This window comes from Bradyrhizobium sp. Ash2021, assembly GCF_031202265.1.
Lineage (GTDB): Bacteria > Pseudomonadota > Alphaproteobacteria > Rhizobiales > Xanthobacteraceae > Bradyrhizobium.
Map to the genome: position 1 here is coordinate 3,195,537 of NZ_CP100604.1, position 25,639 is coordinate 3,221,175.

At 63.5% G+C, this 25,639-nt stretch carries 22 protein-coding genes; 12 read left to right on the plus strand and 10 right to left on the minus strand.

What is annotated here, in order from left to right:
- Positions 1 to 2: 2 nt before the first annotated feature.
- Positions 3 to 1,166 carry a patatin-like phospholipase family protein gene (locus tag NL528_RS15310; protein ID WP_309183508.1) on the plus strand — a complete coding sequence of 388 codons (1,164 nt, stop codon included), beginning with the start codon at positions 3 to 5 and terminating at the stop codon, positions 1,164 to 1,166.
- Positions 1,167 to 1,173: 7 nt separating this feature from the next.
- Here NL528_RS15310 and glgA read toward each other — a convergent pair whose 3' ends face one another.
- Positions 1,174 to 2,565, minus strand: a complete 1,392-nt coding sequence (gene glgA, locus NL528_RS15315; RefSeq protein WP_375144056.1) for a glycogen synthase GlgA — start codon at positions 2,563 to 2,565, stop codon at positions 1,174 to 1,176.
- A 210-nt stretch (positions 2,566 to 2,775) separates the two neighbouring features.
- On the opposite strand from glgA, the gene NL528_RS15320 reads away from it, so the two are divergent.
- The 8 genes from NL528_RS15320 (at position 2,776) to NL528_RS15355 (ending at position 11,861) form a co-directional block, all read left to right on the plus strand.
- A complete protein-coding gene (locus NL528_RS15320) occupies positions 2,776 to 3,981 on the plus strand; it encodes a CoA transferase (protein ID WP_309183510.1) in 1,206 nt (401 codons plus the stop codon).
- 186 nt (positions 3,982 to 4,167) lie between these two features.
- On the plus strand, positions 4,168 to 5,709 hold the full coding sequence (locus NL528_RS15325; protein WP_309183512.1) for an ABC transporter substrate-binding protein: 1,542 nt from the start codon (positions 4,168 to 4,170) through the stop codon (positions 5,707 to 5,709).
- A 6-nt stretch (positions 5,710 to 5,715) separates the two neighbouring features.
- The gene (locus tag NL528_RS15330; protein ID WP_309183513.1) at positions 5,716 to 6,666 is read left to right on the plus strand and encodes an ABC transporter permease; all 951 of its coding nucleotides are present in this window, start codon (positions 5,716 to 5,718) and stop codon (positions 6,664 to 6,666) included.
- The gene (locus NL528_RS15335; RefSeq protein WP_309183514.1) at positions 6,653 to 7,525 is read left to right on the plus strand and encodes an ABC transporter permease; all 873 of its coding nucleotides are present in this window, start codon (positions 6,653 to 6,655) and stop codon (positions 7,523 to 7,525) included. Before NL528_RS15330 ends, NL528_RS15335 begins: the two co-directional genes overlap by 14 nt.
- Positions 7,522 to 8,517: an ABC transporter ATP-binding protein gene (locus NL528_RS15340; RefSeq protein ID WP_309183515.1), complete on the plus strand. Its 996-nt coding sequence runs from the start codon at positions 7,522 to 7,524 to the stop codon at positions 8,515 to 8,517. The genes NL528_RS15335 and NL528_RS15340 overlap by 4 nt, the downstream gene beginning before the upstream one ends.
- Positions 8,514 to 9,491 (plus strand): oligopeptide/dipeptide ABC transporter ATP-binding protein, encoded by a 978-nt coding sequence (locus NL528_RS15345; protein WP_309183517.1) that lies wholly within the window; start codon positions 8,514 to 8,516, stop codon positions 9,489 to 9,491. The genes NL528_RS15340 and NL528_RS15345 overlap by 4 nt, the downstream gene beginning before the upstream one ends.
- A 72-nt stretch (positions 9,492 to 9,563) precedes the next feature.
- Positions 9,564 to 10,634: an alcohol dehydrogenase gene (locus NL528_RS15350; RefSeq protein ID WP_309183518.1), complete on the plus strand. Its 1,071-nt coding sequence runs from the start codon at positions 9,564 to 9,566 to the stop codon at positions 10,632 to 10,634.
- A 144-nt stretch (positions 10,635 to 10,778) separates the two neighbouring features.
- A complete protein-coding gene (locus NL528_RS15355; RefSeq protein WP_309183519.1) occupies positions 10,779 to 11,861 on the plus strand; it encodes an isocitrate/isopropylmalate dehydrogenase family protein in 1,083 nt (360 codons plus the stop codon).
- Between the two features lie 32 nt (positions 11,862 to 11,893).
- Here NL528_RS15355 and NL528_RS15360 read toward each other — a convergent pair whose 3' ends face one another.
- The 6 genes from NL528_RS15360 to NL528_RS15385 form a co-directional block, all read right to left on the minus strand.
- On the minus strand, positions 11,894 to 12,385 hold the full coding sequence (locus tag NL528_RS15360; RefSeq protein WP_309183520.1) for a hypothetical protein: 492 nt from the start codon (positions 12,383 to 12,385) through the stop codon (positions 11,894 to 11,896).
- A 126-nt stretch (positions 12,386 to 12,511) separates the two neighbouring features.
- Positions 12,512 to 13,291: a LuxR C-terminal-related transcriptional regulator gene (locus NL528_RS15365; protein ID WP_309183521.1), complete on the minus strand. Its 780-nt coding sequence runs from the start codon at positions 13,289 to 13,291 to the stop codon at positions 12,512 to 12,514.
- 117 nt (positions 13,292 to 13,408) lie between these two features.
- Positions 13,409 to 14,638, minus strand: coding sequence for a CaiB/BaiF CoA-transferase family protein (locus NL528_RS15370; protein WP_309183522.1), 1,230 nt, complete (start codon positions 14,636 to 14,638; stop codon positions 13,409 to 13,411).
- Between the two features lie 44 nt (positions 14,639 to 14,682).
- The gene (locus tag NL528_RS15375; protein WP_309183523.1) at positions 14,683 to 15,504 is read right to left on the minus strand and encodes an enoyl-CoA hydratase; all 822 of its coding nucleotides are present in this window, start codon (positions 15,502 to 15,504) and stop codon (positions 14,683 to 14,685) included.
- Positions 15,505 to 15,526: 22 nt separating this feature from the next.
- Positions 15,527 to 16,234 carry a glutathione S-transferase family protein gene (locus NL528_RS15380; RefSeq protein ID WP_309183524.1) on the minus strand — a complete coding sequence of 236 codons (708 nt, stop codon included), beginning with the start codon at positions 16,232 to 16,234 and terminating at the stop codon, positions 15,527 to 15,529.
- Between the two features lie 260 nt (positions 16,235 to 16,494).
- The gene (locus NL528_RS15385) at positions 16,495 to 17,850 is read right to left on the minus strand and encodes a L,D-transpeptidase family protein (protein ID WP_309183525.1); all 1,356 of its coding nucleotides are present in this window, start codon (positions 17,848 to 17,850) and stop codon (positions 16,495 to 16,497) included.
- A gap of 291 nt (positions 17,851 to 18,141) precedes the next feature.
- Between NL528_RS15385 and NL528_RS15390 the strand changes: the two genes are divergently transcribed.
- Both NL528_RS15390 and NL528_RS15395 read left to right on the plus strand, forming a co-directional pair.
- Positions 18,142 to 19,122 (plus strand): tripartite tricarboxylate transporter substrate binding protein, encoded by a 981-nt coding sequence (locus NL528_RS15390; RefSeq protein ID WP_309183526.1) that lies wholly within the window; start codon positions 18,142 to 18,144, stop codon positions 19,120 to 19,122.
- Positions 19,123 to 19,181: 59 nt separating this feature from the next.
- Complete coding sequence (locus NL528_RS15395; RefSeq protein WP_309183527.1) at positions 19,182 to 20,828, plus strand: FAD-dependent oxidoreductase; 1,647 nt, start codon at positions 19,182 to 19,184, stop codon at positions 20,826 to 20,828.
- A 342-nt stretch (positions 20,829 to 21,170) separates the two neighbouring features.
- Here the strand turns inward: NL528_RS15395 and NL528_RS15400 are convergent, their stop codons facing one another.
- On the minus strand, positions 21,171 to 21,566 hold the full coding sequence (locus tag NL528_RS15400; protein ID WP_309183528.1) for a helix-turn-helix transcriptional regulator: 396 nt from the start codon (positions 21,564 to 21,566) through the stop codon (positions 21,171 to 21,173).
- 602 nt (positions 21,567 to 22,168) lie between these two features.
- On the opposite strand from NL528_RS15400, the gene NL528_RS15405 reads away from it, so the two are divergent.
- Positions 22,169 to 22,492 (plus strand): hypothetical protein, encoded by a 324-nt coding sequence (locus NL528_RS15405; RefSeq protein WP_309183529.1) that lies wholly within the window; start codon positions 22,169 to 22,171, stop codon positions 22,490 to 22,492.
- Between the two features lie 259 nt (positions 22,493 to 22,751).
- Here NL528_RS15405 and NL528_RS15410 read toward each other — a convergent pair whose 3' ends face one another.
- Positions 22,752 to 24,089, minus strand: a complete 1,338-nt coding sequence (locus NL528_RS15410) for an IS1182 family transposase (RefSeq protein WP_309176618.1) — start codon at positions 24,087 to 24,089, stop codon at positions 22,752 to 22,754.
- Between the two features lie 150 nt (positions 24,090 to 24,239).
- Positions 24,240 to 25,565: a dicarboxylate/amino acid:cation symporter gene (locus tag NL528_RS15415; protein WP_309183530.1), complete on the minus strand. Its 1,326-nt coding sequence runs from the start codon at positions 25,563 to 25,565 to the stop codon at positions 24,240 to 24,242.
- Positions 25,566 to 25,639 lie beyond the last annotated feature (74 nt).

Below are 25,639 nucleotides of genomic sequence, written 5' to 3' on the forward strand. Positions count from 1 at the left end.
ACATGATTGACGGTCAGGACAACTGCACTTCGCCGAATATGAGCCCGCTGGGCAAGTCCGAACCGGGTCAGGTCGTGCTGGTGCTGCAGGGCGGCGGTGCGCTCGGCTCCTATCAGGCCGGCGTCTATCAGGCGCTGCATGAGGCTGGCATCGAGCCGGACTGGATCATCGGCACCTCGATCGGCGCCATCAATGCCAGCCTGATCGCGGGCAATTCGCCGCAAAACCGGCTGCCGCGGTTGCGGGAATTCTGGAAGAAGATGGAGCAGAATCCAATCTGGAATTTTCGCGACATATTTCCCGGCTTCAACGAAAAGCTGTCCTACTGGTCGACGGTGACCAACGGCATTCCTGGCTTCTTCCGGCCGAACCCGCTGGCGCATGCCGGCGAGAGCTATCCGCTTGGCGCCGACCAGGCCGGCTATTATTCGACTTCGCCGCTGGAGCGGACGCTGACCGAGCTGGTCGATTTCGATCTGGTCAACCGCTGCACGCTGCGCCTGACTGTCGGCGCCGCCCACGTCCGCTCCAGCCAGATGCGGTATTTCGACAGCCGCGACGGCGAACTTGGCGTCAAGCACATCATGGCCTCAGGCGCGCTGCCGCCGGCATTTCCCGCCGTGCGCATCGATGACGAACTGTATTGGGATGGCGGCATCCTTTCGAACTCGCCGACCGAAGCCGTGTTCGACGACAGCCCGCGCAAGAATTCGCTGATCTTCGCCGTGCATTTGTGGAATCCGTCCGGCGCGGAGCCGACCACGATGGCGGAAGTGCTGAACCGGCACAAGGACGTGCAGTATTCGAGCCGGATCGCCAGCCAGATCGCGCGTCAGGAGCAGGCGCATCGCCTGCGCCATGTCATCAACCAGCTCGCGGCGCGGCTACCGGAGGCCGAACGCCAAAGCGAAGCGGTGCGCGAACTGGCGAGCTATGGCTGTCCGACGCGGATGCACGTGGTGCGGTTGCTGGCGCCGCAGCTCAATCGCGAGAACCACACCAAGGACATCGACTTCAGTCCGTCCGGCATCATGCAGCGCTGGGACGCCGGCTATCGCCATACCAAAGCCGTGCTCGAGCGCAGGCCGTGGGTCGGCGAGTTCGATCCGCTCGCGGGCGTCGTTCTTCACGAGCAGATGGAGATCTTGCCGGAAGCGGCGGAGTGAGCGGGGCTCAAGCGGTGCCCAACGTCTTCCGATACAGCGCGCTGTAATAGGCCGCCGAAAGATCCCAGCTGAACGATCGCGCCATCGCGCTGCGGCGCATGGAGTCGAGGCGGTCCTTTGCCATGAACGTCTCGAAGGCGCGGCGGATGCCGCCGAGGAAGGATTCGGCCGATGGTTGCGAGAACAGAAATCCGGTTTCGCCGTCCTTGATGGTTTCGGCCAACCCGCCGGTCTGGTGACCGATCGGCAGCGATCCGAACCGCTGCGCATACATCTGGCTCAGCCCGCACGGCTCGAACCGCGACGGCATCAGCGTGAAATCGCTGCCCGCGAAAATCCGCCGCGCCTGGCCGTCGTTGAATCCGATCGTGACCCCGATCGCATCCGGCCTGCGGCGATGCGCATCGACCAGGGCCTGTTCGATCTCCGGCTCGCCGCTTCCGGTGACGATAATCTGTCCGCCGGCCTCGATGATCTTGTCGGCGGCCTGCAATACGAGATCGACGCCCTTCTGATGAACCAGACGCGCGACGAGCCCGAAAATCGGACCGCGGGATACCGCCAGTCCAAACTGCTTGCGGACGTAATCCGCGTTGGCCTGCTTGCCGTTCCAGTCGCCGGCGCCAAACGGCTGCGCCAGCTGCGCGCAGAACCTGGGATCCCAGCTTTCGTCGATGCCGTTCAATATCCCCGTCAGCTGGTCGGCGTCGGAGCGGACGCGGAGCAGACCTTCGAGCCCGCAGCCGAGTTCCTGCGTCGTGATCTCCCTGGCATAGTTCGCACTGACGGTGGTCAGGTGCGAGGCATAGACGAGGCCGCCTTTGAGAAACGACAATTTGTCGTAAAACTCGACGCCATTGATATGGAAGGAGCTCTCCGGCGCGCCGATCCGCCGCAGGGACTCCTTGGGGAATATCCCCTGATAGGCCAGATTGTGGATGGTCAGAATGGACGGGATCCGCGCGCCCTTCCAGGTGAGGTAGGCTGGCGTGAGTGCGGCCTGCCAGTCATTGGCGTGGACCAGGTCCGCTGCCCAATTCTTGTCCAAAGTGCCCGCGGCGAGTTCGGCTGCGGCGGACGCCAATCTTCCGAAGCGGATATCGTTATCGGGCCAGTCGCGGCCCGATTCATCGCCGTAGGGATTGCCCGGACGGTCGTACAATTGGGGGCACAGCAGGACGTAAACCGGCAGCCCGTCCCGGGTCGATGCCCGCCCGAGCGAGCAGGCCGGCATTTCCGCCAAAGGCGCGCATTGCCCAACGATTTCAATATGGGTGAACTGTTCGACGACATCCCGATAGCCCGGCAGCATAATCCTGATATCGCCCCAGGGACGCAGTGCCCGGGGCAGGGCCGCGGAAACGGCGGCGAGACCGCCAACGCGGACAAAATCGTCCATCTCCGTGGTGACAAACAGGACCTTCAAAAAACGCCCTCGTTCCAACCCTGACAAGGGGTAAGCAAGAATGGGTCCAATTTTCTTTTGACTCACCTGTGAGCGTCGGGCAGGCCTTTCAAGTGGGGAACGCTTCCCTGTCGGCTCGGCGCAACCTGGGGTCACGCCGCACTGGAAAAACAAAAACGACGCGCGGTCGAGGGAGCCTTGAGAATGACAATAGCCGGTAACGATGAGGGTAATTTGACAAAGAGCTTCGCAGGCCTGCGCGTCCTCGATTTTTCGACCACGATTGCCGGACCTCATTGCACGCGGATGCTCGCCGACATGGGCGCGGAGGTCATCAAGATCGAAACCGCCGAAGGCGAGACGATGCGAACCCGGCCGCCGCTGCGCGACAGCTGCAGCACCACGTTCGGCCAGCTCAATGTCGGCAAGAAGAGCGTGGTGCTCGATCTGAAATCGCCCAGCGGGATCGAGGTCGTGCGCCGGCTGGTTGCGGGCGCGGACGTGCTGGTCGAGAATTTTCGGCCGGGCGTGATGCGGCGATTGAAGCTCGATTATGCATCGCTCGGGGAGTTCAATCCGAAACTGATCTACTGCTCGATCTCCGGATACGGCCAGACCGGGCCGTCGGCGGAACTGCCGGCCTATGCGCCCGTGATTCATGCCGCCTCGGGCTATGAAATGGCCCATCTGGCCTACCAGCCCGGACGCAGCCGGCCGGACTATTGCGGCATCTATCACGCCGACGTCCTCACCGGCGTCTATGCCTTCGGCGCCATTTCGGCGGCGTTGTACCAGCGCGCCGGAAGCGGGAAGGGCCAGCACATCGACGTGTCGATGCTGGAATCGATGCTCAGCCTGACCTTGAACGAACTGCAATGGTCGCAATTCGAAGTGAAGGCGACGCAGCGGCCGATGTTCGGCCCGATCGAAACATCGGACGGATATGTGATGGTCGCCATTGCCAGCGAAAAAACCTTCCAGAGCCTGATGCAGGTGATCGGTCATCCGGAATGGGTGTCCGATCCGCGCTTTGCGAAATATGCCGATCGCCGCGAACACTGGGGAAGCCTGATGGACGGCGTGGAGGGATGGTCGCGCGCGGTGACGACCGACAAATGCCTCGTCGCGCTCAACGATCACGGCGTTCCCTCCTCGGCGTATCGCACGGTAAGCGAGGCCTTGCGCGATCCGCAGATCGCCCATCGCGGCGCGTTGGCCGAGGTTGAGGACGGCGGCGGGACTTTCAAGGTCCTCAATTTGCCGTTCCGCATGTCGGGCGCCACGGTATCGGCGGCCAGGCGGATGTCGACGCTCGGCGAACATACGGTGGCCTTTCTCAAGGAGACCGGCCTGTCCGAGGACGAAATCGCGGGCTTCGCCGGCAAGCCGTCGATGGCGGCGCGCGGTTGAGCCAGGAAACGCGACAACACAACAGGTAGAACTTTCGTTGCGATTCAATCGGAACGAAGGCTCGCCCCTGCGGCCTTTCATCCGCGACCCGCCAACGGCCTTGCCGCAGACTGCGATTCCAGCCAATCTGCCGCCGTCATCCAACGATCCGGAATACCGGACGGATGCATTCTGGAGGGAGCACGAATGAAGGCGGCGATCGGTTCGAACGCGCTTGCGCGAATATTTCTTGTGGCGGGATTTGGCGTCGCGCTGTGCGCAGGGCCGGCTAGCGCCCAGAAGCAGGGCGGCAGCATCACGGTCGGTCTCGAACTCGACATCCCCGGCTTCGATCCGTTGAAGGTCGGCGTCTACGATACCTCGGCGGAAACCGCGGCCGCCGCCATTTTCGATACGCTGGTCGGGCTCGACGACAAGGGCCAGCCGGTGCCGAAGCTCGCGCTCTCCTGGACCCATTCGGACGATTACAAGACCTGGACTTTCAAACTCCGTCAGGGCGTCAAGTTTCATGACGGCACGCCGTTCAACGCCGAAGCGGCGAAAGCCAATTTCGACCGCCAGAAGGATCCCGCCAACAAGTGCCGCTGCGCCTTCTACATCGCCGGCATTCACGACGTGCAGGCACCCGACGAATCGACGCTGGTCTACAATCTGACCGATCCTGCGGTGAACTTTCCGGCGATCCTGACCATCCAAAGCTCCAACAACGTCATCCATTCGCCGACGGCATGGAAGACCAAGGGCGACGACTACAATCGCAACCCCGTGGGTACCGGTCCCTACATCCTGAAATCCTGGACCGCCGGCGACCGCATGGTTCTGGAAAAGAATCCGGACTACTGGAACAAGGGCCATCCCTATCTCGACCGGATCGTGCTGAAGCCGCTGCCGGACGCGCAGTCGCGCTTCGCGAGCCTGCAATCGGGCGAGGCGGATATCGTCTGGGACGATGAATACGACGCCGATAACATCCAGAAGGCGCAAAAAGATTCGAAGATGACGGTGCATACCTATGCCGGCTCCGGCGCCCAGGTTTACGCCTTCAACACCAAGACCCCGCCATTCGACGACGTCCGCGTGCGCCAGGCGCTGGTGATGGCGATCGATCGCAAGAAGATGTCGCAAGCGATCACCAACGGGCTCGCGAGACCGGCCAGCAATCCCTACGGCGACGGTTCGTGGGTGAAGTGCAAGGATGACGGCGCGCTGCCTTTCGATGTCGAAAAGGCGAAGGCGCTGATCAAGGATTACGGCAAGCCGGTCGAATTCAAGATGATCGTGACCGCGACCCCGCGCGGGCGCACCATCGGCCAGGTTCTGCAGCAGTTCTGGAAGCAGGCGGGCGCCAATATGGAGATCGAACAGATCGACCAGGCCACCGTGGTGCCGCGCGCCTTCATGCGCCAGTTCCAGCTGACGCCGTGGCGGATCGTCGATCTCGCCGATCCCGATCCGCAGATGTATGCCAATTTCCACACCGGCAGTCCGGTCGCGCTGGCCAATTATTCCAATCCCGAGCTCGACCAGTTGCTGGAGCATGCCCGGACTACGGGAGAGATCGACAAGCGCACCGAGGACTATTGCGCGGTCAGCCGGCTCGTCAACAAGGAAGCGATCTGGTTCTGGACCTTCCAGAATACCTATTACGCGATCTCGACGTCCAAGCTGAAGGGCCTGCCCAAGATCTATCACGGGGTGATCGACGTATCTGACACCTGGCTGGAATAACCGTCGATGCTGTTCTTCGTCGCTCGAAGGCTCTTGTACCTGATCCCGGTCCTGGTCGCCGTGTCGCTGCTGACATTTTTGATCGCGTCGCTCTTGCCGGGTGATCTCGCTTACGTGATCCTGGGCGATCAGGCGACGCCGGAAAAGGTCGCGGCGTTGCGCCATGACATGGGGCTCGATCAGCCGGTGTTGTGGCGCTACGTCAGCTGGCTCGGCCATATCCTGCAGGGCGACTTCGGACGGTCCTTCCGCACCGGACAGACCGTGCTGCAGGCGGTGACCGAGCGGCTGCCGGTTTCGCTCGAGCTGATGCTGCTGGCCGAGATCATGGGGCTTGCCATCGGCGTTCCCTTGGCCATCGTCTGCGCGGCGCGCAGCGGCGGCGCGTTCGACCGCTTCATGACCGGCAGCGCGTTCGGCATGCTTTCGGTGCCGACCTTCCTGTCCGCCATCCTCCTGATCTATTTGTTCGCGGTCGAGCTGCGCTGGCTGCCGGCGACCGGCTACGTGCCCTTCACGGAAGATCCGACCGGCAATTTGCGCTTCTTCGTGTTGCCGGCGCTGACGCTGGCGCTGGCCGAATGGCCGGGGATCATGCGGGTGCTGCGTTCCGACATGATCGCGACACTGCAGGAGGACTACATCGCGCTGGCCAAGGCCAAGGGATTGACCGCGTCGCGTATCCTGTTCGTGCACGCGCTGAAACCCTCGTCGCTGACGCTGATCACGATCACCGGAATCAATATCGGGCGATTGATCGGCGGCGCGGTCATTGTCGAAACCATCTTTGCACTGCCGGGGATCGGCCGGCTTCTGGTCGGCGCCATCAATACCCGCGACCTCATCATCCTGCAGGGCGTGGTGCTGCTGGTCGCCGCGGGCTTCGTGCTGATGAACTTCATCGTCGACCTGCTCTACGCCGTCCTCGATCCCAGGATTCGTCATGGCCACGCTTGAACTCTCGCTCAATGAAGATGTCACCGCCGTAGCGGCGCCGCGCGCGCGCCGGCTCGGCTTGCTGTTCTGGATGGCGATCGGCTGGATGACCTTCGTGTTTGCGGTGGCGATATTGGCCGATTTGCTGCCGCTGCCGAGCCCGACCGACATGGACATGCTGGAACGGCGGGCGCCGTTCTCGTTTGCGCACTGGCTGGGTACCGACGGGCTCGGGCGCGACGAACTGTCCCGGCTGATTCATGGTGCGCGGATATCGCTGGTGGTCGGTCTCTGCGCGCCGATCATCGGGCTCACGATCGGTGGTGCGCTCGGCATACTCGCGGGCTATTTCCGTGGCCGCTTCGAAACCTATGTCGTCGGCAGCATGGATGTGCTGCTGGCGTTCCCGCCGCTGATCCTGGCGCTCGCCGTCACCGCCTTTCTCGGGCAATCGATCCTCAACCTGACCTTGATTCTCGGTGTGCTCGGCGTTCCCGCCTTCATGCGTGTCGCGCGGGCCTCGACGCTCACGCTGGCGCGGCGCGAATTCGTGATTGCGGCGCAGGCGCTCGGCGCCACCCATGCGCGCATCCTGCTGCGTGAGTTGCTGCCCAATGTCCTGCTGCCGCTGCTGGCTTTCTTCCTGCTTGGCGTTGCCGTCTTCATCGTGGTCGAAGGCTCGCTGTCTTTCCTCGGCCTCGGCGTGCCGCCGCCGATCTCAAGCTGGGGCAGCATGATCGGGGAGGGGCGCGAGAGTCTCGATGTGGCGCCGCGGCTCGCCTTCCTGCCGGCGATTGCGATGTTCCTGACCGTGCTGTCCTTCAATCTGGTCGGCGACACCTTGCGGGCGCTTACCGATCCCCGGCAGGGCGCGCTGTGAGCGAGGGCGCGCTGCTTTCGATCGAGGATGTGTCGGTCGATTTGCCGACGCCGCGCGGTAATCTGCGCGCGGTGGACCGTGTCGACCTCACGGTCGGGGCCGGGCGGACGCTCGGGGTCGTCGGCGAATCCGGCTGCGGCAAGACCATGCTGTCGCGGGCGGTGCTGCAGCTGTTGCCGAAAAAAGCAAAACTCTCCGGCCGCGTGATGTTCGACGGCCAGGATCTGGTGCGGCTTGCGTCCGAAAAACTTCGAAAGCTGCGCGGCCGGTCGCTGGCGGTCGTGTTCCAGGACCCGATGACCTCGCTCAATCCGGTGCTGACCATCGGCACCCAGTTGATGGAGACGCTGCAGGAGCATCTGGAGCTCGATATGGCCTCGGCGCGACAACGCAGCGTCGAGCTGCTGGCGGCGGTCGGTATTCCCGCGCCCGAACAGCGCTTGATGCAATACCCGCATCAGCTCTCGGGCGGCATGCGGCAGCGGGTGGCGATCGCGATCGCGCTGTCGTGCGAACCGAAGCTCTTGATCGCCGACGAGCCGACAACGGCGCTCGATGTGACCATCCAGGCGCAAATTCTCGATCTCCTGGCGCGGGAGCAGCGCCGCCGCCACATGGCGATGATCCTGATCACCCATGACCTCGGCGTCGTTGCCGGCCGCACCGACGAGGTGGCGGTGATGTATGCCGGCCGCGTGGTGGAGCGCGCGCCGACGCCGGCCTTGTTCAAGAAAATGCGGATGCCCTACACCGAGGCGCTGCTGGCGGCGATCCCGAAGATCGATGCCGCCCCGCATACGCCGCTGCCGGCGATATCCGGACGGCCGCCCGATCCGACCCGGCCGTTGCCCGGCTGCTCGTTCGCGCCGCGTTGCCGTTACGCTGACGCGCGGTGCCAGACGGAGAAGCCTTCGCTCAGCGAAGCTGAATCGCGCGATCATCTGTACGCCTGCTTCCATCCGGTTGAGACCGCGGCTGAGGCCTCCGCATGATGCACGGCACCCCGCCAGCCCCGAGCGATCCGCTTCTCGACGTGAAAAATCTCGTCGTCGAATATGGCGTCGGCGGCAAGATCGTCCACGCGGTGTCCGGTGTCAGCCTGCAGGTCGCGCGCGGCGAGACGCTTGGTCTGGTCGGCGAATCCGGCTGCGGCAAATCCACGCTCGGCCGCGCGGTGCTGCAATTGCGCCAGGCGGTGTCGGGGAAGGTGCTGTTCGACGGCCAGGATCTGACGGCGATGCACGGCGACACCTTGCGCAAGATGCGCCAGCGCGTGCAGCTGATTTTTCAGGACCCGATCGCCTCGCTCAATCCGCGGCGCCGGATCGGCGACATCATCGCCGAGCCGTTGGTGATCGCCGGCGTCAAGGATCCGGCCGAACGCAGCCAGCGGGTCTGCGACGCGCTCAGTGCGGTCGGCCTCGATCCCCAGCTTGTGATTGGGCGCCTGCCGCATGAGTTCTCCGGTGGGCAATGCCAGCGCATCTGCATCGCGCGCGCGCTGGTGCTCAATCCGGACTTTGTGATCTGCGACGAGCCGGTCTCGGCGCTCGACGTTTCCATCCGTGCGCAGATCCTCAATCTGCTGGAAGAGATGAAGGCGCGCTACGGGCTGACGCTGCTGTTCATCGCCCACGATCTGGCCGTGGTGAAAGCGGTCAGCGACCGCGTGGCGGTGATGTATCTCGGCCGCCTCTGCGAAGTGGGGCCGTCCGAGCAATTGTTCGCCCATCCGGCGCATCCCTATACCGCGCTGCTGATCGAGGCGATCCCGGTGCCCGATCCGGACGTCCGCCCGGCCGAAAGCGTGGCGGTCGGTGAGCCGCCGTCGCCGATTGCGCCGCCCTCTGGTTGCCGTTTTCGCACCCGCTGCCCCCGCGCGGATGCGCGATGCAGCAGCGAGATGCCGGAACTTCGCGCTGTCGCGCCCGGCCAGTTCGCGGCTTGCCATCATCCGCTGATCTGAATATCCAGATGCGCCTGTTGGACGGACGTGGCAGTGTCCGTCGTCAAGAACAATAATACCGGGAGAGCAGCGATGAAGAGTTTCCAGGTTGCCGATTTCAACGCCCCCTTGAAGGAAGTGGATCAGCCGACGCCGCAGCCATCGGGAACGCAGGTGCTGATCAAGGTCAAGGCGGCCGGCGTCTGCCACAGCGACCTGCACATCTGGGAAGGCGGCTACGATCTCGGCCATGGCCGCAAGCCGCTGTCGCTGAAGGACCGCGGCGTGTCGCTGCCGCGCACGATGGGCCATGAGTCCGTCGGCGAGATTTTGGCGTTCGGGCCCGATGTTGCGGCCGGCGACAAGGGCGATCTCAAGATTGGCGACGTCGCGCTGGTCTATCCCTGGCTGGGCTGCGGCAAATGCGAGACCTGCCTTGGCGGCGACGAGAACATGTGCGTGGTCAAGCCGAATTCGATCGGCGTCTATTGCGACGGCGGCTACGCCGATCACATGACGGTGCCGCATCCAAAATATCTGCTCGATCTGAAGGGGCTCGATCCCGTCACCGCCGCGCCCTATGCCTGTTCCGGCGTCACCACCTACAGCGCGCTGAAGAAGGTCGAATCCGTCTTCCATACGCCGATCGTCATCTTCGGCGCCGGCGGCCTCGGCCTGATGGCGCTGTCGCTGCTGAAGGCGATGGGCGGCAAGGGCGCCATCGTTGTCGATATCGATGCGCGCAAGCGCGAGGCGGCAGAAGCCGCCGGCGCGCTCGCGACCGTCGACGGCAAGGCGCCCGACGCGCTGGAGCAACTCGCGAAAACGGCCGGTGGCCCGATCCGCGCGGTGATCGATCTCGTCGGCAACGCACAGACCGCGCAACTCGGTTTCGACTGCCTGACCAAGGGCGGCAAGCTCGTGATCGTCGGGCTGTTCGGCGGCGGCGCGCCCTGGGCGCTGCCGCTGATCCCGATCAAGGCGATCACGATCCAGGGCAGCTATGTCGGCAACCTCCGCGAGACCCAGGAGTTGCTCGATCTGGTCCGCACCAGGAAGATCGCTCCGATCCCGGTGACGACCATGCCGCTGTCGAAAGCCAATGAGGCGCTGGTCGATCTGCAGAAGGGCAAGCTCGTCGGCCGCGCGGTGCTGACGCCGTAGGATTCTGCTCTCACAACCGTCATTGCGAGGAGCGCAGCGACGAAGCAATCCATTCTCTCTTTTCGTTGCACGATGGATTGCTTCGCTTCGCTCGCAATGACGACTAAATCCATGATTTGTTTTTCTACCCGCCAAGGAATCCCCATGTCCGCGAATAACGCCCTCCACATCGCCGTGCTCGGCGGCGATGGCATCGGCCCCGAAGTGATGGCGCCGGCGCTCGAAGTGTTGCGCAAGATCGAGGCGACCACCGATCTGAAATTCCGCTTCACCGATGCGCCGGCCGGCGCCAACAATTATCGCGAGACCGGCAAGTCGATGCCCGAGAGCACCGTGCGGCTGTGCCACGAGGCGGATGCGATCCTGCTCGGCGCCTGCGGCCTGCCGTCGGTGCGCTACCCCGATAACACCGAGATCATGCCGCAGGTCGAGCTGCGCTTTCATTTCGATCTCTATGCCGGCGTGCGCCCGGCGCGGCTGATTCCGGGCGTGCCGAGCCCGATCGTCGGCGCCGACCAGCGCGGCATCGATCTCGTCGTTATTAGGGAATCCACCGAAGGCCTGTTCGCTTCGATGGGCAAGGGCGTCGTCACCGGCACCGAGGCGCGCGAGACGCTGGTGATCACGCGAAAGACTTCGGAGCGGCTGTTCGAATTCTCGTTTCGCCTCGCCGAACGCCGCAAGGCGCGGGGCCGCGCCAATGGCGGGCTGACCTGCGTCGACAAGGCCAATGTGTTCAAGGCGTTTGCGTTCTTCCGCGAGATGTTCGATGACGCCGCCAAACGCCACCCCGACGTCAAGGCCGACCGGCTCTATGTCGACGCCTGCGCGGCGCTCCTGGTCAAGCGTCCCTGGGATTTCGACGTGATGGTGATGGAGAACATGTTCGGCGACATCCTCTCCGACATGACCGCCGGCCTGATCGGCGGCATGGGCATGGCGCCCTCGGCCGACATCGGCGACCGCCACGCCGTGTTCCAGCCCTGCCACGGCACCGCGCCCGATATTATGGGGCAGGGCAAGGCCAATCCCACCGGAATGATCCTCTCCGCCGCCATGATGCTGGACTGGCTCGCCGACAAGCACGGCCTCGAGGCCGCCGCCGAAGCCGGCGAACGAATCGAGCGCGCGGTCGACAAGGTTTACGCGGATGGTATCAAGCCGATGGAGTTCGGCGGCAGCAACGGCACCGCGGATATCGCGAAAGCGCTGCTGGCGGCGCTGTAGGCGAGGCGAATGGCGGCAGTCGCGCAACATCGTCATTGCGAGCGAAGCGAAGCAATCCATTCTTTCTTGGCGTGGTGACATGGATTGCTTCGCTTCGCTCGCAATGACGGATGTGGGTGTGTTGGCATCGCACTTCCAAACGTAACCTGGCGATGGGCGATTGCCCGACGGGGCGTTTCGGCCGTCACCGAGGCCGCCGCCAACCAGGCGGCTCGTCGCCGATGGGAGTAGATGGCTGCAACCGCTCCAGCAGCCGTCTCAAGGCGCTGATTGTCGCGCCGACCCAATAGACGACGACGAGAGAAGCCGGATAGAAAAAAGAACACGGTGTTGATCCAGGAGTCTGGCCTGACCTTCTGAATGAGACCCAGCCAGCAGAATGGCAAAAGGGCCGGCAGATAAGCCAAGCCGTTGAAATACAGCCGACCCTTGAAATCGGTGACCGAGTAACCAAGCGCGATCAGCGCAAAGCAATATACCGTGTAAACGGCGCAGAGCTTCAGCGCGCCTTTATTCAGTTTCATGTTTGCCTCCCGGTTGTGTGAGGAAGACCAGCCCCGTCTGCGGACTCGTCGCTGCTTGAAAGCAACGGGATCAGAACAGCACCGATCCGCCACCAAATCGATGGCACGTTAGTGCTATGCGCCCGACTACTTCAGCAGGGCGATGAGCTGGCTGCGCTTGGTGACGCCGAGCCGCTCGTGGATGGCGCGGAAATGATTTCCGACGGTGTTGTCGGAAATCGAGAGGCGCCGAGCAATTTCCTTGTCGGACAATCCCGTCAAGACGAGGTCGACCAATTCCCGTTGCCTATCCGTCAAGACGGTTAAATCGATCGCCGGTTTCGCGGCCTGTTTTGTCAGCAGGAACAGTGTGTGCAGTACCGGCGCGATCAGGTCGAGCGCAGCCAGCGTTCGCTTCGGCCGGGTTTCCGGCACGCCAGAAAAGCTCAGATAGGTCCCGGCATTGACGAAGGGATCGATGACGCCGTGGGCGGCGACGACGCCGAGCGAAAACCGGTCGATCTCTTCGAGTTCGCGTTTTGTGGCGACAATCGGCACACCGGATTCGTCCAGCGCACCTGACTTGTCCAGGATGAACGCCTTCCGATTGGACACCCACCACGCAAAGCAGCCGCGCGCTTTCAGGTCGAACCGGCCTTCGAGACCGCTAAGGAATTCCGGCGAATGCCCGCTCGATACCAGCGAGCGCATCTGGATGCGGCCACCGGACAGATTGCCGTAGGCGGGGAGAAATTTCTGGAAGTGAAAGAATTTTCGCAAAGGCCCGTCGACCCAGGCGACAACGTCGGCTTCGGTTACCGGCGCGACCGGAAGTGCGCGCAACGCACCGATCCACGCGTCGAGATCGAGACCGGGAGCGACTTCGGTCTTCGCGGCCTTTCCAGGCGCAACGTGGTCTTTGTGCATAGGACGGCGCAGTGGACACCCCGTTTATTCGCTCAAACGCCGTCGTTGAAATGGTGGGTTACGCCCATCGCGCCGCGCTTTGCGTGGACCCGTTGGGCTAACCCACCCGAAGAATTTTCATATCGCCCGCGCCGCCTTCAGCTTTGCGATCGCGTCCGCGTCATAGCCTAGCGACTGCAAGATTTCGTCATTATGCTCGCCGAGATCCGGCGTCGCCGTTCTGATCTCGCGATCGAATCCCGTGATCTCGCAGGGCTGTGCGATCAGGTCGAGTTCGCCGAGCCGGGGATGCGTGACCGGGCGCTTGATGCGCAGCGCCTCGACCTGCGGGTCGGAAAAGACGTCCCGGATGCTGTAGACCGGGCCGCAGGGAATGCCGGCCTCGACCATCATCTCGAACCACTCGCGGCTGGTCTTTGCGCGCAAGGCTGTGGCGATCAGTTCGTTGAGCGCTTCCTTGTTGCGGCGGCGCAGCACCGAGGAGGCGAAGCGCGGATCGGTCGCCATTTTTTCGCGGCCGATCAGCTTGCAGAAAAGCTGAAAGTTCTTGTTGCTGGTGGCGGCGAGGTTGAGAAAACTGTCGGCGGTCGGATAAAGCCCCATCGGCACGTTGGTCGGATGGTAATTGCCTTCCTGCGGCGGCACCTTTTTGTCCATGGTCCAGCGCGTCGCCTGGAAGTCGAGCAGCGTGATGCCGGCTTCGATCAGCGAGGTCTGCACCCAGCGGCCAACGCCTGAAACTTCGCGGTCGAGCAGGGCGATCAGGATTCCCTGTGCCAGAAACGCACCGGCCATGATATCGGTGACGGCGACGCCGGCGCGGACCGGGCCCTGGCCGGGAAGCCCGGTCACCGACATGATGCCGCTCATGCCCTGCGCGATCTGGTCGATCGAGGGCCGCGCGGTGTAGGGGCCGTACTGGCCGAAGCCGGAAATGCTGCCATAGACGATGCGCGGATTGCGCGCCTTCACGGCTTCGAAATCGACGCCGAGCCGTTTGGTGACGCCGGGCCGCATGTTCTCGACGATGACGTCGGCCTGTTCGGCGAGCCGCATCAGGATCTCGCGGCCTTCGTCGGTTTTCAGGTTCAACGTGATCGCGCGCTTGTTGCGATGCAAGTTCTGGAAGTCCGAGCCGTCGCGCCGTCCGACCAGTTCGCCGGCGTCGCCATCTTCCGGCGGCGGCTCGACCCGGATCACGTCGGCGCCCCAATCCGCCAGCGTGCGCACGCAGGACGGGCCGGCGCGTGCCAGCGTCAGGTCGATGACCTTGAAACGCGACAGCGGCAGCCGCGGTTTTTCGGTTTGCGCATTGGCTGAGCCGAACCCTTCGACGGGCTTGTGCATGCTGATCCCCGGGATGATGTGCGACGGGTGGTTTTGAGCGTCGGCTATTTGCCAGTGAATCGCGGCTTGCGCTTTTCCATGAACGCGGTGCGGCCCTCGCGAAAATCCTCCGAGTCCATGCAGGCGGAGCCGATCTGCTTGATCGCGTCCATGTCGCGACGGCTTTCGTCCTTCAGCACCTGGGCGATGGTGATTTTGGCGGCCTTGATCGCCAGCGGCGCATTGCCGGAGATGGTGCGCGCGATTTCCATCGTCGCGTCCCACAGCTCGGTGCCGGGCAGGGCGCGGTCGACCAGCCCGATCCGCAACGCTTCCGCGGAGTCGATCTTCATGCCGGTGTACATGATGAGCCGCGCCCAGGACGGCCCGACCAGCGAGACCAGATGTTTCAGGCCGTCATAGCCATAGGCGATGCCGAGCTTGGCGGCGGGAATTCCGAACTGGCTGTTCTCGGCGGCGAAGCGGATGTCCGACATCATCGCGACCTGCATGCCGCCGCCGAGGCAGAAGCCGCGGATGCAGGCGATCGTCGGCTTCGGGTAGCTCGCGAGCAAAGCGCGCTGCGCCTCGCTGCGTCTGGAATATTCCTCCGAGGCTGCCGCGTTATGGCGGGTCTTTTCGAACTGGCTGATATCGGCGCCCGACACGAACGCCTTGTCGCCGGCGCCGGTCAGGATCACGACGCGCACGTCGGGATTGTCGCGCAATTCGACCAGCGCATTGCCGAACCCCTCCCACATCTCCAGCGACATCGCGTTGCGCTTGTCGGGATTATTGAAGGTGATGATTCCGACGCCGTCAGCGACGCTCTGCAGGATCTTGCCGTCGGCGTAGGATTTTTCGGCGTTTTTGGGAGTGTCGAGCATGGGTCAGGATCCGGTTCGGGTTTTAGGAGGTGAGGAAGGGGCCGAAATTCGCGCGCTGATAGGCCGGCCGTGCCTGCAGTTTAGTCCACCAGTCGTGGACGCGGGGATGTTTCTTCGCCGTCATTTCATCCGGCGCAATTTCCTCGTCGATCCGCTTCACAAAGGGCGCCGCGGCGATATCCGCGATTGAATAGGTTTTGCTGACCAGCCAGCCCGCGGGTTTCAAGGCCTCTTCCATCTTGTCGAGCAGCACCACCAGTTTTCCGCGCGCGGCGTCGCGCTCTTCCTCGGTGTAGGGTTTGCGCGCTGCCCGGATCCAGGCTTCCTGGCGCTCCTTGCTCGGGATATTCTTGAGTTTTTCGGCGAGCTCCTCGTCGGTCCATTGCGACGCGGTTTTCGCCAGATGGTGCCGCCAGTTGAAGATGATGAGATTGCCGATCAGGGCGTCGATATGCCGGATCCAGTTCCGCATCAGGGCGCGCTGATACGGCGCGTCCGGGCGCAGTGGTGGGTCGGGAAACGTCTCGTCGAGATATTCGCAGATCGTGCCGCTCTCGTGCAGCGGCCGGGGGATCACCCCCAGCGGATTGATCTTCAAATATTCCGGCGAATGATGCTCCATCGCCGTCATGTCGACGACGTGGCCCTCGTAGGCAAGGCCCTTTTCCTCAAGGCACAGCCGCACCCGGCGCGACGCGCTGGAACGCCAGCCGTGGTGCAGGATCATCATGGTCGCCTCCCGAAGCCGATCAACCGGTCTTTTTGTTGGGAATGTGGTGCCACGTTTCGGTGATCGCGGGCAAGGTCCGGCGCCGGGACCGATCCATGCGCGGGTGTGGTGGCTTCTTCACCTCGCCCCGCTTGCGGGGAGAGGTCGCTGCGCTCTTGCGCGGCGGGTGAGGGGGACTATCCGCGAGTCCGGGTGCGTGGAGAGAGCCCCTCACCCCAACCCTCTCCCCGCAAGGGCGGGGCGAGGGGGAAGCAAGAGCCCTACTGCGCCAGATGGGCGGTCAGCGGATGATCCGCGGCCTTGTTGAAGAACGCGGCTTCCTCGGCGGTCGCTTCCAGGAGCTGCTCGTCCTGGTCGTAGATGTCGTTGCGGAACTGGACGGTCTGGTCCCTGGTCATCCAGGCCGTCAGATAGATCCACGCCACCGGCACCTTCCTCGTCACCGCAATGTCGTGGCGCTGGCCGGTCGCGATCGCGGCGTCGATCGCGGCTCTGTTCCATTGCGGCTGGTCCTTCAACAGCCAGGCGGCGAGATCGCGCACATTGTCGACGCGCGAGCAGCCGTGGGAGTCGAAGCGGTAGTCGTCGTTGAACAGGTTGCGCTGGTTGGTGTCGTGCATATAGACCGAATAGGAATTCGGCATGTCGATCTTGACCGCGCCGAGCGCGTTCCAGGTGCCGGATTGCTGGCGCACCGTAAAATTCGGCGTATGCGCGCCGGACCAGTCCACCGAATGCGGATCAATCGGCGCGTCATTGGCGCCGAGCACTTCCATGTGCATGCGGGAGAGATAGCCGGGATCCTTGCGCATATGCGCCGAAATCTCGGTCTTGGCGATCGAGGACGGCACGGTCCAGGTCGGGTTGAGATTGACGCTGGTGATTTGGGCGGTCAGCGTCGGCGACGGCTTTTCGGTCTTGCCGACGATGACGCGATAGCGCCGCACCACCTTGTCGTCCTCGACGGCTTCCGCGAATGTCGCGGGAATGTTCACGACCACGTAGCGCTGGCCGAACGAGAAATTCATGTTGCCGAGGCGTTCCAGCGAGGCCTCGAGCTGCCTGATCCGCTTCTGGACTGGCACGTTGAGCGCGGCCAGCGTGCGCGGCGTCACCGTCCCCGTCAGCGCGAGGCCATGGCGGGCCTGGAAGCGCTTGACGGCTTCTGCGAGCGCATCGTCGTAAGCGCCGGTCGCCTTGTCGGCGGCGAGGTCGCCGGTGATGATCAGGCGCTTGCGCAGCAGATCGTCGTTGGGGCCCGGCGTGCCATTCGCGAATTTGGCGTCCGCCGGAATCATGGGCCACCCGCCGCGCACCGCCAGATCAGAGTAACTGAGCGCGGCCTCGCGGATGCGTTGCGCGCTGCCTTCGTCAAAAGTCGGTTCGTGCGAGAGCGCCAGCGCTGCCGCCGAGCGCTGTTCCGGCGTGGAGGCGGCCGCCGCCGGCTTTGCCGGCGCGGCGTGCGCGGAAGGAGGAGCACCCGCCGGCGCGATCGCTGCCGGTTTGGCCTGGGCGAGCGTCGTGCCGGCGTCGGATGCGCCCGAACCCGTTCCTTCAGCAAACGCCGGCGCGGCTGCGAGCATCGCGGCTATGGCAACGATTGTCATTCTTTGCATGTCAGACTTCCTTGGCAGACTTCTTTGCGATGCGCGCGAGGCGCCGATATCAACATGAAATGCCGGGCCATTCGGGCCGAACGGGCCGGGCAAAGCTGCTCCACAACACTCTTCGGCCAGATTACCCCGCGACCGTTGCGTTCTGATTAAGTTGTTGTTGAGGCTGTTGCACTGCCGCAAATGCCCCGGCCGACCCATTGCCGCGATTGGACTTTCGCCCCCTTTGCTATGTCGCCGCGCACGCTATGGTGGTTCGCAACAGATCAAGAAAACAACCCTTGGGAGAACGGCATGCCGTTGACGCGCCGGGAAGTGATTGCGGGAGGCGGTGGGCTGGTCTGGCTCGCGGGCGTTCCGGCGCGGGCCGAGACGGCCTATCCCAGCCGGACCATCAAGATGATCGTGCCCTATCCGGCCGGGGGAACTACCGATCTGCTTGGCCGGCTGATCGCCGACCAGTTCAAGAACGGTCTTTCCGCAACCGTGATTGTCGAGAACAAGCCCGGCGCCGGCACGACGTTGGGCGCGGACCAGGTCGCAAAATCCGAGCCCGACGGCTACACGCTATTGATGGCGACCTCGACCACGCTTGCCATCAACAAGACGCTCTACAAAAAGCTGCCCTATGACCCCGTGAAGGACTTTGCGCCGATCGGCCTCGTCGCCGGCGTGCCCTTTGCGCTGATCATCAATCCGACGATCCCGGCAAAAACGCTGCCCCAGTTCATTGCCTACGCCAAATCGAAACCGGGACTGGCCTATGGCTCGGCCGGCAATGGCAGCCCGCAGCATCTCGGCGCCGAAATGTTGAAGACCGCCGCGGGCATCGACATCCGCCACGTGCCCTATCGCGGCAGCGTGCCGGCGATGCTCGATGTGATCGCGGGCCATATCCCTTTCATGGTGGTGGACCTGCAGCCGGCCCTGCAACAGATTCGCGAAGGCAAGGTCAGGGTGCTCGGTGTGACCACGCCGAAGCGGGTCGCGGCCGCGCCGGAGATTCCGACCCTCGCCGAAGCCGGGTTGCCCGGGTTCGAACTGGTCGCCTGGCAGGGCGTGGTGGCGCCGGCCGGCACGCCGCGGCCGATCGTCGATCAACTGGCCGCACAGCTGAACAAGCTGCTGGCCGATCCCGCGACGCGCGAGAAACTCAACGCGATCTCGCTGGAGCCGTTACCGCCATCGACACCGGACAGTTTTGCGGCTTACATCAAAGCCGAAGTCGATCGCTGTGCCGTGATCGTCAGGAATTCCGGCGCCGAACCCGAATAACAAGAACAACAACATGTCATCGGTCATATTCCCTTCGCAACGCATCTTCCGTGCCCGCAATGTCTGAGTCCGAGGTCCTGATCGTCGGCGCCGGACCGGTCGGGCTCACGCTCGCGATCGATCTGGCGTGGCGCGGCATCGGTGTGACTGTCGTGGAGACGCGCGCGCCGGCCGCCCCGCCGGAGCCGAAATGCAACCACGTCGCCGCCCGCACCATGGAAATTTTCCGGCGGCTCGGTATCGTCGAAAAAATCCGCAATGCCGGATTGCCGGCGGATTATCCGCACGACATCAGCTACCGCACCTCCTTCACCGGGCAGGAGCTGACGCGGATCAAAATTCCCTGCCGGCGCGATCGCTTTACGGCCACCGATGGTCCGGACTGCAACTGGCCGACGCCGGAGCCGCCGCACCGCATCAACCAGATCTTTCTCGAGCCGATCCTGTTCGAGCATGCCGCAGCCCAATCGCGGATCCGCATCATCAGCCGGACCGCGGTCGAAGACGTCGTGGTGGAGGATAGTTCCGCCCGCGTGAATCTCCGCGATCTCGACTCCGGCGCGGTCAGGCGCCAAAACTGCCGCTACCTGATCGGCTGTGACGGCGCGCGTTCGGTCGTGCGCAAGGCGATCGGCGCCGAGCTTTCGGGCGACGCCATCGTCCAGCGTGTGCAGTCGACCTATATCCGCGCCCCCGGGCTGATCGATCTCCAGCAGAGCGCGCGCGCCTGGGGGACCGGGGCGATCAATCCGCGGCGCGCGGGCATGGTGTATGCGATCGACGGCAGCGAGCGCTGGCTGGTGCATAACTACATGAAGCCCGGCGAGGGCGATTTCGATTCCGTGGATCGCGACTACTGTCTGCGCACCATCCTCGGCGTCGACGCCGGCTTCGACTACGAGATCATCTCGAAGGAGGATTGGTACGGCCGCCGCCTGATCGCCAACAAGTTTCGCGACCGCAGCGCCTTCATCGCCGGCGATGCCGCGCATATCTGGGTGCCCTATGCCGGTTATGGCATGAATGCCGGCATCGCCGACGCCATGAACCTGTCCTGGCTGCTGGCGGCCCATCTCAACGGCTGGGCGCCGCCCGCCATCCTCGACGCCTATGAGGCGGAGCGCTGGCCGATCACCAGCCAGGTTTCGAAATTTGCGATGTCGCACGCGGAAGCCGAAATCCGCCGCCGCGGCGCCGTGCCGGACGAAATCGAGGATCCGGGACCGCAAGGCGAGCGGGCGCGGGAGGAAGTCGGCCGTCTCACCTATGAGATCAACGTCCAGCAATATGCCTGCGCCGGGCTGAACTTCGGCACCTATTACGATCGCTCGCCGATCATTGCCTATGATGGCGCCGAACATCCGGCCTATACGATGGACCATTACACGCCGTCGACGGTCCCGGGCTGCCGCACGCCGCATCTCTGGCGCGAAGACGGCTCCTCGCTTTACGACGCGATGGGCGCTGGCTTCACGCTGCTGCGGTTCGATCCGACAATCGATGTTGCAGCGCTGGAAGCGGCAGCCCGCGCGCGAGCCGTTCCGTTCAGGATTCTCGATATCGAAAAAAGCCGCGCGGCCATCTTCGATGGCAACGCGCTGGTGTTGTCGCGGCCCGACCAGCACGTCGCCTGGCGCGGCAACCGGTTGCCGGCCGATCCGGCCCGGTTGATCGATCGTGTTCGTGGGGCTGCGGGCGCGCTGTGAGCCCGTCATTGCGAGCCAACGGGTCGCGCGAATGCGCGCCCGATGACTGGCTCCGCGAAGCAATCCATCTCGCCGCGCAAGCAAAGTATGGATTGCTTCGTCGCTTACGCTCCTCGCAATGACGGCTTCCCAATTCTGAATATGAGCACGTAGGTTCGCGAACAGCTCTACCCATCCTGCCTGTTCGATAAGAAAAGAGCGCTGCCATTTTCCGATGGCAACGCTCTCATCTTGTCTCAGCCGACCAGACTGTAGCCTGACGCGGCAATCGGCGGCCCGCCGATCCGGTTCGATTGAGTGACCGCTTCCGCCGGGCTCGCGACCTGGAGCAGCAGGAACTGCTCAGGCTTCGTTCGCGGCGATCGATTCCATCAAGGACACCAGCTGACGCTGGACGGTCTGGTCCTTGATCTTGCTGTAGGCCCGCAGCAACCGGAGGCTGAATGCGCTGTCGAGGAACAAGAGGCTCTCGACTTCGCGTGCCTTGCCGTCGCCGTCATAGAAGAACGTAACGGGCACGTCGAGCGCGGTGGCGATCGCTTGCAGACGAGCTGCGCCGACGCGGTTGACACCCTTCTCGTACTTCTGGACCTGCTGGAAGCTGACGCCGAGCTTGTCGCCGAGCTCCGCTTGCGAGATCTTCTGCTCTACGCGCCGCAGGCGAATCCGCTTGCCCAATTCAATGTCGGGTTTGCCGGCACTGCGCTGCTTCATCTTCTTTGCTGCTGATCTGATCATTCTGATTTTACCGTCCTTCGATCGGGAAGCCCTCGACGGATTGGTCAGGGCTTCATCCGTATTTTCCGCGTTAAGTTCGTTCTCGATCGTGGTCTTAGAACCACAGGAAGCCTGAGAGATTGCGGGATGGTAGCCAAACGCATTTGCGGTTTGGAAGCACCCTGATACCGGCGCTGTCGGCTACTTAAAGTCGTTGGCGCCCGGGGCGTCTTTTATCAAAACCCCGCACTCTACATTTGGCAAAATATTCGACAAACCACAACCACTGCGGGACGAATGGCCACAGATTTTGATTGCATACTTACCGCCTGGGCCAGATATCCGGGTACTTCTACGGAGCCATGGGCCGGTTTGACGCCGGTTGAAACCATCCGGCCAGGCAACCCGGGAGGGTTTTCGGCAGGGCGCCGGCCGGGCGAGCGCGCCAACTGTCATATTTCTGGACAGCGACATATCCCCGCAGCCCCGGGCGCGATCCGATTTCCGGATCAATCGCGCGCTGGACAATTTCGAAAAATTTCTGGATCATCACAGCCAGGCTCACGCACTCGACCACGTGCCGGCGGATCAAAATCCAGCGCGCCCTTCCGTGGAGAGATCTGATGAAACGACGAACCGGATCGCCTCGAATCTATCTCGCAAGCTCGGGACCTGTAAAAATGCCGGTGGCCAATTCAGAACAACGTCTGCGGTCGCTTCTCGAAACGCTTGAGGAGTGTCGGGCGATCCTGATGGACAAGGCCAGCCTGGAACCGGCGAGATTGCTGTCATTGGCCATTCTCGAGCTTCGCATGGAACTCCATAAGGTGACGGACTCCGAACTGAAGGCGCTTTGCGACCTGATGGTGCCGGAAGACGAACCGCCGCCGCCGGACCGGAAAGAGGCGCGGCTGCGGCTGCCGCCCTATCTGAAGCTCATCAAGTAAATCAGCAAACTTGCCGGTGGCGTCATGGTTCGAGACGCGCGGCTTTGCCGCGCTCCTCACCATGAGGGTCCGAGACCTCGTCCCCGAGGAGCCGGGTGCCGCGCGACGTCTCGAAGACCTCATCCTGAGAGGCTGAGAATGTATCCTGCGGGGAGCCGTTGGTAAGCATCTTCGGGTCCGCCGGCTCGGCTGGTTCGAGCCGGCGGCTCGATTGTGAGTTGACTGGGAGTGCGGCTTTTCTGCCCTTTGTCTCCCGTTGTTATGCCGGAACCTGGGCTGCGGCACGTAATCTGAAGCTGCACATCATGTTGTGGGCCAGCGCGAACCAGAGCAGGACCGTGCGTGCCTTGTCTTTGCCGCGGACCGTGATCTGCTGGAGCCCCATGCGCCGGGCATAGGCATTGATGCACTCGTGCTCAGCTCTGCGTCGATAGATGTTTTTGCCGAGATCGCTCCCCATGCGCTTGCGCCAATCGGCCACCGCTACACTGTCGCCCGGCTTCGGCGCATACGGATCGGTGCCGTGCTTGGTATGCCCAGGCGGACACCACAACGTCGTACCGGTTGCATGCGTCCACTCGATATCGTCGTTTTTGGTGAACCCGCCGTCGACCAGATAGTCGGAAGGCCTGCAGTCGCGGGCGCGCAAGCCCTCGATTGCCGGGCGCGCCAAGCCGCGATCCGAGCCGCTGGTGTCGATATCGACAGCGACAATCAGCTGGCTGGTCGGCTCAGCCACAATTTGCATGTTGTAGGCGGGACGGAAGCCGCCATCGGCCATCTTCATCACCCGGGCCTCGGCGTCCGTCGTCGAAGCCCGCGGCTCCTTCTGCTTGGCCACTTCCTGCTTGTTGGTATTCTTCCGGCGGGCCCGTTCGGCCTCCAGCTCCTGCATGCGCTCCTGAGCCGCCACGATGCGGGCCTCGCGTTCGCGCGCCGCCCGTTCTTGCGCCGCGCGCCGCACCTTGTCGCCTGAGCCGGGGTCAGCTTCGAGTTCGGCGCGCAGCCGAGCCACCCGTGCCTGCGCCGCCGTCCGCAGTTCCTCCAGCCGTTTGCGCCGGCGGAACGAGCCCGTTCCGGTAGATGCGCGCACCCGCAATCCGTCCTGCGCCAGGATATCCAGCGACACCAATCCGGCTTCCACCAGCGAGGCGACACCGCGCGCCAGCAGCTGATCCAGGACCGCCCGATGCGCGATCCGGAAGTCGGACAGGCTGTGATAGTTCATGGAGACGCCGCCGCACAGCCAGCGGTAAACCAGATGATCCCGACACAATTGATCCAGCCGGCGGGCGCTGCCGACGCCATCGACCGTGGCCCATAGCCAGAGCGCCATCAGCAACTCCGGCGCAGCCGGCGGATGGCCCGGCTGCCCTTCGCGGGCTTTGATCGCTTCGTGGAGCGCCGACAGATCAAGTCCTTGAACAAAGGACCAGACCGCCCGTACCGGATGGTCATCCGGTATCAGATCGTCCAGCGACGCCCAATGCGTATCGATCTGGCTGCGCTCCGGAACCCGCAGCCGCGGCGTACCGCGGCCCTCCGGTTGCGGTCTCTTCTGTTCGGGCAATTCCTCGAACAAACCTTCGTCGGCCATCGCAAGCTCACCGATTCAGCTACCACATCGATGGAATCATACAGCGTCAGCCGTTGCAAATGCCTGGAATCAAAACATTCACACGCTCTGAGGAGCGCTGCGTGAGCAGCGCGTCTCGAAGGATGAAGTCCTGACCTGGAAAACGCGCTGCTACCCCGCGGTGACGTCGACCAGTTCGGCGCCATCGAGCACGCGCCGCGCCTTGTCGCGGTCGAGATCGCCTTCCCAGGCCGCGACCACCACGGTCGCGATGCAGTTGCCGATCAGGTTGCCGAGCGCGCGCGCCATGCCGATGAACCAGTCGACCGACAGCACCAGCACGAGGCCGATCGCCGGGATGCTCGGCACCGCGTTCAGCGTCGCCGCCAGGATGACGATCGCCGAGCCCGGCACGCCATGCGCGCCCTTCGAGGTGATCAGCGAGACGCCGAGCACCAGCAGGAGGTCGCCGATCGACAGCGGCGTGTTGGTCGCCTGCGCGATGAACACCACCGCCAGCGTCAGATAGATCGAGAAGGCGTCAAGGTTGAAGGAATAGCCGGTGGGAATCACGAGGCCCACCACCGACTTCTTGACGCCGAGCGCTTCCAGCTTGCGCATGATCTGCGGCAGCACGGCGTCGGAAGAGGCGGTGGCCAGAACGATGGTCAGCTCCTCGCGCAGATAGGCGAGGAATTTGAGGATATTCAGTCCGGCCAGCGCCATCACGCCGCCGAGCACACCGAGAACGAAGATCGTCAGCGAGACATAGAACAAGGCGACCAGCGACAGCAACTGCTTGAGCGATCCGACGCCGTACTGACCGACCGTATAGGCCACCGCGCCGAGCACGCCGAGCGGCGCCACGCGCACGATCAGTCCCATCGCGCGGAACAGCACGGTCGAAACCGCGTCGATGAACGAGGTGATCTTTTCGCCCTTTTCGCCGCCGACCAAGGCCAGGCTGACGCCGAAGACGATCGCGAAGAACAGGACCTGCAGCACGTCGTTGCGCGACAGCGCGTCGAACGAGGTGGTCGGGATGATGTTGACGAGGAACGAGCCGATGCCGCCGCCCTTCAGCTTGTGGGCGTTGTCGGCATAGGTGTTGAGCGCCTTGGCGTCCAGCGTCGACGGATCGATGTTCATGCCGTGGCCGGGGCCGAACAGATAGGCGAGCAAAAGACCCACGACCAGCGCGATCGTGGTCATCACTTCGAAATAGACCAGCGCCTTGACGCCGACGCGGCCGACCTTCTTGAGATCGCCGGCACCGGCAATGCCGTGCACGACGACGCAGAACACGACCGGCGCCACGATCATCGAGATCAGTTTCAGGAACGCGTCGCTGAAGATCTTGAGCCCGACAGCGAACTCGGGTGCCGCCATCCCGAGTACAATGCCGAGCAACAGCGCCGCCAGCACCTGGACGAAAAGCGAGGTGTAAAGCGGCTTGCGCGTGTCCGGTGCAGCCGCTGCGGCGGTGATGGTCGACATAACGTGCTCCCCATTGGTCCAGGCTCGGTTCGATCGCACCTAGCAACTTGCATGCCAAAAAAGCACGCGATTTG

Bases quoted from the DNA above. Each gene is read 5' to 3' on its own strand.
- NL528_RS15330 (WP_309183513.1), top strand. From the start codon at position 5,716: ATGCTGTTCTTCGTCGCTCGAAGGCTCTTGTACCTGATCCCGGTCCTG.
- NL528_RS15355 (WP_309183519.1), top strand. From the start codon at position 10,779: ATGTCCGCGAATAACGCCCTCCACATCGCCGTGCTCGGCGGCGATGGC.
- NL528_RS15370 (WP_309183522.1), bottom strand. From the start codon at position 14,638: ATGCACAAGCCCGTCGAAGGGTTCGGCTCAGCCAATGCGCAAACCGAA.
- NL528_RS15325 (WP_309183512.1), top strand. From the start codon at position 4,168: ATGAAGGCGGCGATCGGTTCGAACGCGCTTGCGCGAATATTTCTTGTG.
- glgA (WP_375144056.1), bottom strand. From the start codon at position 2,565: ATGGACGATTTTGTCCGCGTTGGCGGTCTCGCCGCCGTTTCCGCGGCC.
- NL528_RS15395 (WP_309183527.1), top strand. From the start codon at position 19,182: ATGTCTGAGTCCGAGGTCCTGATCGTCGGCGCCGGACCGGTCGGGCTC.
- NL528_RS15365 (WP_309183521.1), bottom strand. From the start codon at position 13,291: ATGCACAAAGACCACGTTGCGCCTGGAAAGGCCGCGAAGACCGAAGTC.
- NL528_RS15410 (WP_309176618.1), bottom strand. From the start codon at position 24,089: ATGGCCGACGAAGGTTTGTTCGAGGAATTGCCCGAACAGAAGAGACCG.
- NL528_RS15380 (WP_309183524.1), bottom strand. From the start codon at position 16,234: ATGATGATCCTGCACCACGGCTGGCGTTCCAGCGCGTCGCGCCGGGTG.
- NL528_RS15335 (WP_309183514.1), top strand. From the start codon at position 6,653: ATGGCCACGCTTGAACTCTCGCTCAATGAAGATGTCACCGCCGTAGCG.
- NL528_RS15405 (WP_309183529.1), top strand. From the start codon at position 22,169: ATGAAACGACGAACCGGATCGCCTCGAATCTATCTCGCAAGCTCGGGA.
- NL528_RS15350 (WP_309183518.1), top strand. From the start codon at position 9,564: ATGAAGAGTTTCCAGGTTGCCGATTTCAACGCCCCCTTGAAGGAAGTG.
- NL528_RS15400 (WP_309183528.1), bottom strand. From the start codon at position 21,566: ATGATCAGATCAGCAGCAAAGAAGATGAAGCAGCGCAGTGCCGGCAAA.
- NL528_RS15415 (WP_309183530.1), bottom strand. From the start codon at position 25,565: ATGTCGACCATCACCGCCGCAGCGGCTGCACCGGACACGCGCAAGCCG.
- NL528_RS15360 (WP_309183520.1), bottom strand. From the start codon at position 12,385: ATGAAACTGAATAAAGGCGCGCTGAAGCTCTGCGCCGTTTACACGGTA.
- NL528_RS15320 (WP_309183510.1), top strand. From the start codon at position 2,776: ATGACAATAGCCGGTAACGATGAGGGTAATTTGACAAAGAGCTTCGCA.
- NL528_RS15375 (WP_309183523.1), bottom strand. From the start codon at position 15,504: ATGCTCGACACTCCCAAAAACGCCGAAAAATCCTACGCCGACGGCAAG.
- NL528_RS15310 (WP_309183508.1), top strand. From the start codon at position 3: ATGATTGACGGTCAGGACAACTGCACTTCGCCGAATATGAGCCCGCTG.
- NL528_RS15390 (WP_309183526.1), top strand. From the start codon at position 18,142: ATGCCGTTGACGCGCCGGGAAGTGATTGCGGGAGGCGGTGGGCTGGTC.
- NL528_RS15345 (WP_309183517.1), top strand. From the start codon at position 8,514: ATGATGCACGGCACCCCGCCAGCCCCGAGCGATCCGCTTCTCGACGTG.
- NL528_RS15385 (WP_309183525.1), bottom strand. From the start codon at position 17,850: ATGCAAAGAATGACAATCGTTGCCATAGCCGCGATGCTCGCAGCCGCG.